9 protein-coding genes are annotated in these 12,450 nt (G+C 41.5%); 5 read left to right on the forward strand and 4 right to left on the reverse strand.

What is annotated here, in order from left to right; translation table 11 throughout:
• Positions 1–154: 154 nt before the first annotated feature.
• The 3 genes from ACYVIL_RS15565 (at position 155) to prsR (ending at position 4,760) form a co-directional block, all read left to right on the forward strand.
• Positions 155–1,279 (forward strand): beta-ketoacyl-ACP synthase III, encoded by a 1,125-nt coding sequence (locus ACYVIL_RS15565; protein WP_460313324.1) that lies wholly within the window; start codon positions 155–157, stop codon positions 1,277–1,279.
• 67 nt (positions 1,280–1,346) lie between these two features.
• Entirely contained in the window at positions 1,347–3,371 is a 2,025-nt protein-coding gene (gene prsK, locus ACYVIL_RS15570) for an XrtA/PEP-CTERM system histidine kinase PrsK (protein ID WP_303472832.1), read from the forward strand.
• A 27-nt stretch (positions 3,372–3,398) separates the two neighbouring features.
• Positions 3,399–4,760 carry a PEP-CTERM-box response regulator transcription factor gene (prsR, locus tag ACYVIL_RS15575; RefSeq protein WP_303472431.1) on the forward strand — a complete coding sequence of 454 codons (1,362 nt, stop codon included), beginning with the start codon at positions 3,399–3,401 and terminating at the stop codon, positions 4,758–4,760.
• 138 nt (positions 4,761–4,898) lie between these two features.
• On the opposite strand, the gene ACYVIL_RS15580 is transcribed toward prsR, so the two are convergent.
• The 4 genes from ACYVIL_RS15580 to ACYVIL_RS15595 form a co-directional block, all read right to left on the reverse strand.
• Positions 4,899–5,474: a thymidine kinase gene (locus ACYVIL_RS15580; RefSeq protein ID WP_303472430.1), complete on the reverse strand. Its 576-nt coding sequence runs from the start codon at positions 5,472–5,474 to the stop codon at positions 4,899–4,901.
• Positions 5,475–5,566: 92 nt separating this feature from the next.
• Entirely contained in the window at positions 5,567–7,354 is a 1,788-nt protein-coding gene (locus ACYVIL_RS15585) for a putative bifunctional diguanylate cyclase/phosphodiesterase (RefSeq protein WP_303472428.1), read from the reverse strand.
• Between the two features lie 427 nt (positions 7,355–7,781).
• On the reverse strand, positions 7,782–8,996 hold the full coding sequence (srmB, locus tag ACYVIL_RS15590) for an ATP-dependent RNA helicase SrmB (protein ID WP_303472426.1): 1,215 nt from the start codon (positions 8,994–8,996) through the stop codon (positions 7,782–7,784).
• A 109-nt stretch (positions 8,997–9,105) separates the two neighbouring features.
• Positions 9,106–10,338, reverse strand: a complete 1,233-nt coding sequence (locus tag ACYVIL_RS15595; protein WP_460313327.1) for a multifunctional CCA addition/repair protein — start codon at positions 10,336–10,338, stop codon at positions 9,106–9,108.
• 117 nt (positions 10,339–10,455) lie between these two features.
• Between ACYVIL_RS15595 and ACYVIL_RS15600 the strand changes: the two genes are divergently transcribed.
• Both ACYVIL_RS15600 and ACYVIL_RS15605 read left to right on the forward strand, forming a co-directional pair.
• Positions 10,456–11,358, forward strand: a complete 903-nt coding sequence (locus tag ACYVIL_RS15600; RefSeq protein WP_460313329.1) for an ExeA family protein — start codon at positions 10,456–10,458, stop codon at positions 11,356–11,358.
• Position 11,359: 1 nt separating this feature from the next.
• The gene (locus ACYVIL_RS15605) at positions 11,360–12,424 is read left to right on the forward strand and encodes a general secretion pathway protein GspB (protein WP_460313331.1); all 1,065 of its coding nucleotides are present in this window, start codon (positions 11,360–11,362) and stop codon (positions 12,422–12,424) included.
• Positions 12,425–12,450: the final 26 nt, after the last annotated feature.

The following is a 12,450-nucleotide window of genomic DNA, read 5'->3' on the forward strand; positions in this document are numbered from 1 at the left end:
TCGAGGCGTTAAAAATACCGTGAATCTTCACGGTATTTTTATATGAGCAGGCGTTAGATGTAAATTGCTTGTGCATGTTCCATGACTTTTCACTGCGAAAACGCTAAGCTTAGACAGTTTAATTTTGCAGTGACAAATGATTGGATTTTAATACATGACTAAACAGATTGTGATCAGTGGTTCGGGAATGTGGACGCCCCCTTACAGTATTTCTAACAGTGAGTTGGTTGACAGTTATAATGCTTATGCTGAAAAGTACAACTTAGAAAACGCCGAGGCCATTGCTGCGGATGAAATAAAGGCTAAACCCTTATCTAGCGCAGATTTTGTAGAAAAAGCATCAGGTATCAAAAGTCGGTACGCTTATGTAAAAGACGGTGTTTTAGATATTGAACGAATGCGTCCAAATATTCCAGAACGCAGTGATGATGAATTGTCACACCAAGCTGAAGTGGCTTTAGATGCAGCGAAAAAAGCACTAAAAGCGGCAAATAAGACAGCACAAGACATTGATGCAGTTATTGTATCTTGTGCTTATACTCAGCGCTCATATCCGGCTATTGCCATTGAAGTGCAAGGTGCGTTAGGCATTAAAGGTTTTGGCTTCGACATGTTGGTTGCCTGTTCCGCGGCAACCTTTGGGTTGCATCGAGCATATGAAATGATCGCTGCTGAAACGGCCAAGTGTGTTTTAGTCATTAATCCTGAATTAATTTCACCGCAAATTAATTATCAGGACCGTGATAGTCACTTTATTTTTGGTGACGTTGCCACAGCTATGGTAATTGAACATCAAGATACGGCTACCAGTGAGCAACAATTTGAAATTCTCAGTACCAAAGCTGTTACCGATTTTTCCAGTAATATTCGTTCCAACTTTGGTTACATGAGTCGAGTTTTTGATACCGAACCTTACGGGCCGGATAAATTGTTTCATCAAGAGGGACGCAAAGTATTCAAAGAAGTCTGTCCCATGGCGGCCGCTCACATTGCCGATCATTTGGCCAAGCACAATTTAACCTCCGTAGATGTAAAGCGCTGGTGGTTACATCAAGCGAACATTAATATGAACACCTTGATAACTAAAAAGTTACTCGGTCGGGTGGCAGATGCTGACGAAGCACCTATTGTACTAGATCGATTTGCAAACACCGCATCGGCAGGCTCAATTATTGCGTTTCATTTACATCATCAAGATTTACAATCAGGAGATTATGGCCTGATTTGCTCATTCGGTGCGGGTTATTCCATTGGCAGTTTAGTGCTTAAAAAGAAGTAAGAGTTAACCATTGAAGGGTTAATTGGTGCTTACGATAGTTAGTTTTGTGCAAGGAAGTCAATAGATGATGATAGCTGATCTTGGGTTTGGACTAGGTGTAGTCAGTTACAGCCTATTGCTATTGTTGCTTTTCACCGTTAGAAAGGCAGGATTGGTTAAATATTTATTGATTCTAGCTACAGCAGGGACTGCTGTGTGGTGTTTACTGCACATTAATTTTTTATTTGGACCTGTAGAAATCAAACACTTATTTCTATGGGATGCAGTTAAACAAAGTATCTGGCTAGTTTTCTTACTGGCTTGCATTAAAAACGACTTTCGAAGTATTAAGGACGTGTTAATGCGTCCCTTTTCCATCATCATGTTATCTGTGCCCGTTGCCAGCATTTTATTACCTTATTTTCTCCCAATCGATGTGAGTTGGCAGTTTCTAGCCCTAACAATTATCTCTTTGGAAGTTCTGGTCATACTGGAGTTAATCTATCGACAAGCTGGAGAAAATAAGTGGGCATATAAACCCCTTGTGTTATACCTGGGAGCCACGAATTTATTTGAATTCGTGACCTTTGCCAATGCCACCATGGTTGGCGGCGTAGAAGTAACTTATATTGCCGCACGAGGTTACGTTTATACGGGATTGTTGCCGTTCCTAGTATTGGCTATTCGCCGAATCAAACATTGGGGCGTTGACATATTTATCTCTCGAGAAATCGTGTTACACAGTTCTTTGTTAATGGTCGCAGGCGTGTATTTGTTTATCATGGCGATGATAGGCTATTTCGTAAAATACATTGGTGGAGAGTGGGGAAGCACAATACAGATAATACTCATAGTATTATCCACTGCACTGCTAATGACCTTGTTCTTGTCCAACAGCCTAAGAGTGAAAATACGGGTATTTATTACCAAGCACTTTTTCGTCAATCAGTTCGATTATCGTATTGAATGGTTAAAATTAACCGATGCTTTGTCTTCCAATGAATCCAATATTTCACAGGTTTATGAAAATGCGCTTAATGGTTGGATTCAAGCCATTGAATACAATTCTGGTGTGTTACTGAAAAAGGAAGGGCACAGCCTAAATCCTAAAGCACAAATTAACCACCCAGATCTTACTCCACGAGAAGTTCAATTATTGAATGAGTTAGCTGTGTATTGCCAGCAAAAAGACTGGGTTATCGATATAGAAGAGTTGCGTTATCAGCCGTTTATTTATGAAGGCTTAAAATTGAACCATGCGTTGTTAAATGAGTGCTCCTTTCAAATTGTGCTTCCCATATATAAGGCCGAAGCGCTTTGGGGGTTAGCAATTATGAATGGTGACCGCTCGGTTCGTAAATTAAATTGGGAGCTCAGGGATTACCTGACCGCAGTGACCGCACAAATATCAAGCTATGTTTTCCATCACGAAGCCGGTAAAGAGGTGGCTGAAAATGCACAGTTTGCGGCGTTCAACCGAATGTCGGCGTTTGTATTACATGACTTGAAGAATGTGCTAGCACAAATCGATTTGATCTTAGCCAACGCTGAGCAACACAAAGATAACCCTGAGTTTATTGAAGATACTTTTGAAACCTTGACCCACACAAAAGCGCGTATGGATAAAATGTTACGCCAGCTCACAGATAAAAAAGAAGCGCAACGAAGCAACGAAAAGCTATGTGATGTTTCCGTGAGTATTCAATCAGTGATCGACAAAAAATGCGCAGGAAATTTACCCATTCCGAGTTTAATTGTCATTGATGAGAAACAACTGGTGATAGATGAAGAAAAATTCTGTAATGTTATGTATCACTTGATCAGTAATGCGCAACAAGCGACTGACGATCACGGGCAGGTAAAAGTGAGCATCGATATGAGCGTTGACCAACGTTTTCTTATCGTTACCATCGAAGATAGCGGTGAGGGAATGAGTCAAGATTTTATTGAACATCGCTTATTTAAACCATTCGATACCACTAAAGGTAACGCAGGAATGGGAATTGGTGCATACGATGCCAAGAATTTTGTTGAAAGGTTGGGCGGCAGTATTAAGGTCCAAAGTGAACAGCAAAAAGGGTCAGTGTTTACACTGAATTTTCCTGCAGAATAATAATCTTTATAGAGGGACCCAAAAGACGTGGATAGAATATTAGTAGTTGACGACGATCTAGGAATTCAAAAGCAACTTAAATGGAGCTTAAGCGAATACGAAGTTGTTTTTGCTGAAGATCGCCAATCTGCGATCAACCAATTACGCAGATATGAGCCTAAAGTTGTTACCCTCGATTTAGGATTGCCACCAGATCCTGCTAATGCTTCTGAAGGCTTAGCCGCTCTGGAGGAAATCTTAGCCTTATCGCCGCAAACCAAAGTGATCGTGGTGACCGGCAATAATGATAAAGAAAATGCCCTCAAAGCTATTGCCCTAGGTGCTTACGACTTTTATCAAAAGCCAATCGACTCTGACACCATTCAGATTCTAGTGAATCGGGCTGCTAATTTATTTAATCTTGAACTAGAAAACCGGCAGCTTGCTAAAAACTCTTCATCCATGAGCAAAATTATTGGTAATAGTGAATCTATTCAAATAGTTAGCCGTAAAGCTGAGAAAATTGCACAAACTGATATTAGCACCTTGTTGTTAGGTGAAAGTGGTACCGGTAAGGAAGTGTTTGCCCGCAGTATTCATGATCATAGTCTTCGAAAAGACAAGCCTTTTGTAGCCATCAACTGTGCCTCTATTCCTGAAAATTTACTAGAAAGCGAACTTTTTGGCTATGAAAAAGGGGCGTTTACCGGCGCGAATAAAACCACGTTAGGTAAAATTGAAACGGCTCAAGGCGGCACTGTATTTTTAGACGAAATTGGTGATATGCCCCTTGGACTACAAGCCAAAATGCTCCGTTTTCTGCAAGAAAGGGTGATTGAACGGGTAGGGGGGAGAAGTGAAATCCCTGTGGATATTCGTGTTATCTGTGCAACCCACCGAAATTTGCAAGATATGGTGACAGAACAAACTTTCCGTGAAGATTTGTTCTATCGCGTTGGCGAAATTATTATCAGCATTCCGCCCTTAAGAGAGCGCGAGAATGATGTTATTTTACTGGCTAAAACCTTTTTAAATCAGTACAACGAAGAGTTTGGAACCAAAGTGAAAGGCCTGAGTGATGGTGCGGTTAAAGCGATGTTGCAACATCGCTGGAACGGTAATATTCGTGAGTTGCAAAATAAACTGAAGTCAGCGGTTATTTTAGCCGAAGGCAGTACAATTCAGGCTGATGACTTAGGCTTAATTGTCCGTGAAGATGGTGATGATAGCGTGGATAGCCTAAACTTACGTGAAGTAAGAGAATTAGCCGAAAGTCGTGCTATTCGCCGAGCTTATTACCAATCCGAGAAGAATATGTCGAGAACTGCTGAACTTTTAGGGGTGACACGACCAACGTTATATTCGCTTATTGATAAGTACCACTTAGATGATATTAAAACTGGAGCCTAACAAGTATTGGGAAATCCAAAACACGACAATGCCTCAGGATAAATATGCTGAGGCGTTTTAAGTTTAATGGGGCAGGTTTGGTGTCTAAAGGGGAGCAGCCTAGCGTTAAAGTCTAATCAGTTATCCCTTTTATGGAGACTACCAAACTAGTTGAGTAAAGTGTTTTCGACACATAGACTCATAAGTATCATTACCGCCAACTTGCACCTGTGCGCCGTGTTTTACCGGTTTTCCCGTCTCATCCCAACGGACAACGAAATTTGCTTTTTTACCACAATGGCATACTGTTTTTAATTCAATCATCTTGTCGGCCCACGCTAATAAATAGTGACTTCCCTCGAAGGTTTCACCGAGAAAGTCGGTGCGCAGACCATAGGCCAAGACCGGAATGTGCAATTGGTCAACAATTTTAGTTAATTGTTTTACTTGGCGTTTATTTAAAAATTGCGCCTCATCGATAAAGATGCAGTCAATTTTTCCATTGTCCTGTAACGCTTCCGTACTTTTAAATAAGTCACTTTCTCGATTAAACAAGTGAGCGTCTGACTTTAAACCTATACGGGACGTTACTTTTCCAATTCCGTAGCGATCATCCAGCGCAGCTGTGAAAATTTCTGCGCGCATGCCGCGTTCTTGATAATTGTAAGCAGACTGCAACAAAGATGTGGATTTACCTGCATTCATTGCAGAATAATAGAAATAAAGTTGGGCCATAAAGCGTGCTCTAAAACTGTGTTATGCCACACAGTTGTATTTTAAAAGTTGAAATCAAGGTGTGTCTGTTATTGGGGTATATGTTGCCTAAATTAGGTTTCAATCTTCTCCACCCAGTGACGTAAATCGTCGTTTTTTATCGGTCTAGAAAACAAAAAACCTTGTAAGTAATCCACACCCATTTCAGACAGTTTGAGTGCTTCTTGTTCTGTTTCAATACCTTCAGCTACGGTTTGGCAACCAAATTGTTTGGCAATAAACAGGGTTGCTCTGATGATAGCTTCGCCACCATGCTGCATATTCAAAACAAAAGAACGGTCAATTTTTATGGTATCGAACTTGAGGGTTTGTAACTGACTCAATGACGAGTAACCTGTACCAAAGTCATCAATGGAAACTTGAACATTTCTTTCTTTGATGGCATTTATTTTGGCTTTGACTTTTTCTTTGTTATCAGCAAACATCGATTCTGTTATTTCTAAATGCAGTCGTTCTGGTTTTAATTTACTCGTTTTTAATGCTTTATCTAAAACGCCAATAAAATCAGAATCTAACAGCTGTGTGATGGAAACGTTTACAGAGACCGATGCATTGGGACTATGCTGCCATTGGCTGGCATCAATGCAGGCTCGGTTAAGCACCCAAGCACCAATTTCGTGAATTAATCCGGTTTGTTCTGCTAAGGGGATAAAGGTGTCGGGACCAACGAGGTTGCCGTTAAAATTCCAACGTAACAGAGCTTCAAATGACCAAGGTTGTTTAGTTTTGCATTTCACAATGGGTTGGTAACATAAATAAAGTTGTTTATTGCTGATGGCTTCCTGTAAACCATTGCGCAGTTCTTCGATTTGTTTGAGGTTTTCAAATAAATCCTGGGAAAACATTCTTGGCGCAGATAAATTCAATTTCTTTTGTTCGAACATTGCAAAGTCAGCCAGTTGAATTAGTTCTGTTTCATTTGACGTGTGTTCGGGTAACATCGCGATGCCAATGGTTGCACTGACAAAAAGCTGATTAGACATGACATCTAAGGGCTGAGATATACGAGCTAATAATGCATTGGCCACCGAAATAGCAGTTTCATGGTCAGCATAGGGTAATAACATTAAAAACTCATCGCCACCCCAGCGTCCCGCTTGATAGTCATTAGCAAATGCACCAATTCGGCCGGCTACCTCGACTAATACTGCATCCCCTACTTTGTGTCCGAGTGTATCGTTGACTTTTTTAAAGCCATTTAAATCGATGAAAAGCAAAGCGACTGAATGACCGCTTTTAATACTCTTAGTTGCCGTTTCAGATAACTGACGTATAAATGCTTCACGATTATATAACTGAGTTAACGGATCTAAGCTCGATAACATTCTGATTTCTTCTGTGCGTCGCTCTACCTCTTTTTCTAAGGCTTCCTTGTTATCACTTAAATGATTATAAGCCTGTGATAATTCTGCATGGACGGCATCAGTTTGGGCGATTTTTTGCTGCATTTTTTCTAAAATAAGCGTGTTTTCATTGCGTAGTTTGATGGCTTCTTTCGTTAAGTCAGCGGCTCGAGCTGCGGAATAGGTGATGGCAATATTGTATAGAAGCCCTAAACAGCCGATAAAAATATGTACTGTAACACCAGAAAATAACGCCATACAGGATACGGGTGTTAACAACAGAATAGTATAAAGAATAGCCGTCTTTTTATGGCCTGAAAGAGCAGAGTTCGCTCCACTTGAGAGAGTACAAAGCATGGCAAAGGTCAAAGCCAACTCTGTTAGATCCATACTGTCGTAAAAAACGACCGAATAGACGCACCACATTAAAGCCAACGAAATAACCCCAAGCACCGCGCGATTTCTGGCCGGATGTGCTTCGTATTTTTTTCGGCGCAATTTAATTCGCCAATAAAGCCAATCAATGAACCGGAAAGCTGTTATCAGAGCAACAACAGCCAACCAAGTTAGCTTTAAACTATGGGTATTGGGTGTATCTAATGCAAAAACAAGAAAAATGGCTGCAACTAAGCTGCCGATTAGTCCGACAAGTAAATTTTCATAAATGGAGTTAGTTTTATCTCGTAAATTTGCCTGATTAATTTCAAAATCGTTGTTAATGGCAGAACCCCTTCTAAAAACCAGCCAAATTGGTTACACAGCGAAACTAAATACGGCAACATCATACAACTTTTAAGCAAATAGGACTATCAAACTATCTAAAAAAACAATTTACTCCCCCATAATTTGAAGGCTTAACTAGCTATCACAGCAAGTTATTGATTAATTTGAAGTTCTTGCGATATTGTGTTGCAAACTATCACCTTCATTTGTTTTTCTTGGGACGCTTAATTTTCTTTTTGGCAGATTTAGGCTTTTTCTTTTTAACCGGCGGTTTAGCTTCTTTATTCTTTGGTCGCAACGCTTCTATCACGCGACGTTTCAAGCGCTGCTGTGTATAGCGCTCAATTTTTGCGATGATCCCCATCTCGTGGGCTTCAGCAATGGATATAGCGGTTCCTTTTTTTCCTGCTCTACCGGTTCGACCAATACGATGAACGTAAATATCTGCTGTTCTAGGAAGATCGTAATTAATGACGTGACTGATGTTGTCCACATCAATACCTCTTGAAGCAACGTCGGTGGCTAACAGAATGTTTATCTCGCCATCTTTAAAACGTTGTAACGCACTATTGCGTTTATCTTGGGGCATTTCTCCTTGCAGCCACGAAATTGTGAATCCATCTCGTTCGAGCATTTGTTTAAGTTGGTTGAGTCGGTCCCGAGTTTTTACAAATACCACCGCTGATTGAATTTGATTGGTTAGAATACTTTTTAGCAAATTATATTTATGGGTTGCATCATCTGCTAGATGGATCCATTGCAGAATTTTCGCGTGTTCTTTGCGGCTTGGGGTCGCTTCTAGTGAAACGGGATTGGTTAGCAAGTCTTTGGCAAAACGCGCAATCCCAGGACCTTCAAGGGTAGCTGAAAACAACATGGACTGTTTGCGCCAACGCGCTTCAGCAGCAATTTGATTCACAATGGCGGAAAAGCCCATATCCAACATGCGATCTGCTTCGTCCAACACTAAACTTTCAATATCGCGGCAATCAAAACTTTCTTTTTCAATATGCTCGAACAATCTGCCGGGGGTTGCGACTAAAATATCCAGGTTTTTTTCTAGGGTTTCGCGATCTGTTCCATAATTAATGCCTCCAGTGATTACGCCACACTCTAAATCTGTATATTGTGTGATTTGCATTGCTTGTTCATACACTTGCAAGGCGAGTTCTCGGGTAGGCGTTAGTATCAAAATTCGACAAGAACCAGGTTGTTGACGAGGAAAATCCAGTAAAAACTGACAAGCCGGTAACAAAAATGCGGCAGTCTTACCCGTTCCCGTAGGTGCATTGGCTAAGATATCTTGTCCTTCCATGGCTGGAGGGATCACCAGAGATTGAATACTGGTAGGGGAGGTGTACCCCATATCGGCTAAGGCTTGACATAACTTTTCGTCAAGATCTAATTCATCAAACATATTTTTCCGTGGATTCTAGTCGCTTTCACATAATTGCCGCAATTATAAAGTAGTTATCCACTTTAGGGCAGCCTTAATTGAGTTAAGCAATTTTGCCGATGTAAGGGGGTTAATTCGCCGCATAATTCTCTTTCATGTTTCGAATAGCGTGAATGCGTTTTTCATTTAAGCGTAGTTTAATATTTTTGCCCACAGCACCTGCTTCAATAATCGATTTGACCTCTACGCCATTCGCCGCTTCGAAGGCTTGCCACATGAAATCCGCTTGGGGATAGTCTCTATCTTCTAAGCCGGCTCGTCCCTTTGCATCCGCTATGCAGGTTGTAAGTAAATCTTTGAATCGCTGTGGTCGTCGCCAAGCATCACAATGATTTAATACCTTCAATACGGTGGCGGGTCTGAGCTCCAAAGCTCGATGAATATGAGTGTGGTATTCACTGGTCATAATCGCTAATTCTTTACAATCATTAGGGACTTTCAAACGTTCACTGAGGGCTTGGATAGGGGCAACTCCCAACTCTTCATGCTCTCGATGGGATGGCCACTGAGCAGGATCTGTTAGCCCTTTGCCCAAGTCATGTACTAAGGCTGCATAACGTATGGCTAAACTATCAGTGAGTTTCGCCGCTTGTTGAATGACCATCATGGTATGGATCCCAGTATCTATTTCGGGATGCCATTGCACAGGGTTTGGAATGCCCCATAGTATGTCTAGTTCAGGAAACCATACTTTCAATGCACCGCAGGCTCTTAGGGTTTCAAAAAATATGTCGGGATCGTTTTCCAATAGTGCGCGAGATGTTTCTTTCCATACACGTTCAGGGACGAGGTGATCTAATTCTCCTTGTTCCACCATGTGTTTCATTAACAATGCGGTTTCTGGCGCAATTTGAAAACCGTATTGATGATATCGAGCAGCGAATCTAGCTACTCGCAGTACCCTGAGTGGATCTTCCGTAAAAGCAGGGGAGACATGACGTAAAACACGCTCCTTTAAATCTTTTTGACCATTGAAAGGGTCGATCAACTGCTGGTTCTGATCTAACGCCATGGCATTGATGGTTAAATCTCTGCGTTGCAGATCTTCTTCAAGGGTAACATCAGGGGCACTATTTACCTCAAATCCAGTATAGCCTTTACCATTTTTTCGCTCGGTGCGCGCCAGTGCATATTCTTCTTTACTTTTGGGGTGCAGAAAAACCGGAAAATCACTACCTACCTGAGTGAAACCCGCGGCCAACATTGATTCTATGGTTTCGCCAACCACAACCCAATCTTGGTCATTAACTTTGCGATCCAGCAGTTTATCGCGCACCGCGCCGCCAACTAAAAAACATTTCATCTGTAGATAACTCTCTTTATGCTTTCCACAATAACTCCCATAGTAAGCAGTCTTTGAGTTAACCTCAAATAGTGTTACCTTATTCGTCGCAAATTTGGATTGGTTTTATAAGCATATATGTACCTGAATTATTTTGGATTATCCGATAACCCGTTTTCGATAGCACCTAACCCAGATTATCTGTATATGAGTCCTCGCCATAAAGAAGCGCTTGCTCATTTAATTTTTGGTTTACGTGAAAGCGGCGGGTTTGTCATGCTCACAGGTGAGGTCGGCACTGGGAAAACCACTGTCTCACGCAAACTGCTGCAACAATTGCCTGATAATACGCAAGTGGCAATGATTCTCAACCCAACCCTTTCGGCAATAGAATTACTGGCAACAATTTGCGATGAGTTAAAAATTCGTTATCTTAAAAAACAAGCCAGTTTGAAATATTTTACCGATAAAATCTTAGATAAACTCACCACCAATCATGGAAACGGAATCAATACGGTTTTGATTGTTGATGAGGCTCAACATTTATTACCTGAAGTGTTGGAGCAGTTGCGACTCTTAACGAATTTGGAAACCAATCGGGAAAAATTACTTAAGGTGGTGTTAATAGGACAGCCTGAGTTACAACAGTTGCTGAAACGCAATGAGTTAAGACAATTAGCCCAACGTATTACCGCCAGATATCACTTATTGCCCCTTTCTTCACTGGAAGTCAAAAACTACATTGCCCATCGACTGTCGGTGGCAGGCGGGCATGAACGAATTTTCAGTAAACCTACTTTACAAGCGATTTATCAAATAACCGGCGGCATACCTAGGGTCATTAACCTACTCTGCGATCGCGCTTTAACACTAACATTTACCAAACAACATCCCATTGTTCGTCGCCATATTTTTATCGCGGCTGCTAGGCAAATCTTAGGTGATGACGTGGTTAAACAGCGACAAGGAAAGCAATGGACTTTGATATTGGTTGCAAGTTTTCTCGCCGCTGCCAGTATTGGCTATTTGGTTGGAGCCTAACATGACCCAAAAAATCAGTGTTGAGCAACTTAAAGTTGGAATGGTCATTATTAAAGTGACTGCCCAAAACGGACCCGTAAAGATTAAAAAGTCCGGTCTTGTTAGCAGCTTGGATATGGTAAATGCGTTAGCTGAAATGGGGGTGCAGGAAGTTGAGATCGACCCCGATATGACGGTGGAAGTCAAAAAGCCCAAAATTGCTAAATCGAAAACCCAAAAATTGGTTGAAGATACCAGTACTATTACTCAGCACATCGACCAAGGTATTTCAGAGCAGTTTAACCGCAGTTTATTTTTACCTTCGGTGCAAGAGCTACCAGAAGCATGGCAGTATTATGGTAAAAAATCACTGATTGCAGTAGTGGTTATCGCCGCTGGATTTTGTTTTGGTTTAACTTTGGCAAACTTAACCCAATTTAAGCATGTATTTAATCCCCCCCCTGAAGTTGCACAAACGACAGAATCAAAACCAGAAGATAACAGCCAACTCATCGATCCTAATGAGTCCACTGGGTCCGAAATTACTCAGCAAGAGCAGAATATTGATCAAGTTAGTTCGGTAACGGCGAAAACCGAGCAAGTCATTTCTGAACTCGACTCCGAGCCTGAACAAGCAAAACCGCCAACGCAAAACCAACGCCCTATAGAGAAAGAATCTGCAGATGACGAGGCGCAACGGCTGGCAGAACAACAAGCAGTTAAACAACAAAGCGAGGAAGAAGAAGCTAATATTCCACCAGAGTTATTGCAGCGCTTTCGAAATGCCTTGGCCTCTTTAGGAGATGAAACCCCCGTCGATCCTGCTGATAATTCACAATCCATCAAGGATGTACCATCGGTGAGTGATCTTCCTGCTTGGGTGTTAATGGAATTACCGAGTTTAGCGTTTTCCGCCCATATGTACGTGTCAGCACCGCAAGAGAGATGGGTTAGGGTGAATGGTAAAAGAGCCGTTGAAGGACAGGAAATTGAAGACGGGCTTATTATACAGGGAATTGAGCCGCAACATGTGATCATGACTTTTAAAGGTCAAGAGTTTAGTATGGAAGCACTATCAGATTGGTAGATTAAGTGACTTATTCGAGGGCATTT

Source organism: Aliiglaciecola aliphaticivorans (assembly GCF_054782055.1).

Excerpts from the sequence above, each read along its gene's own strand:
- ACYVIL_RS15565 (WP_460313324.1), top strand. The coding sequence starts at position 155 with ATGACTAAACAGATTGTGATCAGTGGTTCGGGAATGTGGACGCCCCCT.
- prsK (WP_303472832.1), top strand. The coding sequence starts at position 1,347 with ATGATAGCTGATCTTGGGTTTGGACTAGGTGTAGTCAGTTACAGCCTA.
- ACYVIL_RS15580 (WP_303472430.1), bottom strand. The coding sequence starts at position 5,474 with ATGGCCCAACTTTATTTCTATTATTCTGCAATGAATGCAGGTAAATCC.
- srmB (WP_303472426.1), bottom strand. The coding sequence starts at position 8,996 with ATGTTTGATGAATTAGATCTTGACGAAAAGTTATGTCAAGCCTTAGCC.
- ACYVIL_RS15595 (WP_460313327.1), bottom strand. The coding sequence starts at position 10,338 with ATGAAATGTTTTTTAGTTGGCGGCGCGGTGCGCGATAAACTGCTGGAT.
- ACYVIL_RS15600 (WP_460313329.1), top strand. The coding sequence starts at position 10,456 with ATGTACCTGAATTATTTTGGATTATCCGATAACCCGTTTTCGATAGCA.
- ACYVIL_RS15605 (WP_460313331.1), top strand. The coding sequence starts at position 11,360 with ATGACCCAAAAAATCAGTGTTGAGCAACTTAAAGTTGGAATGGTCATT.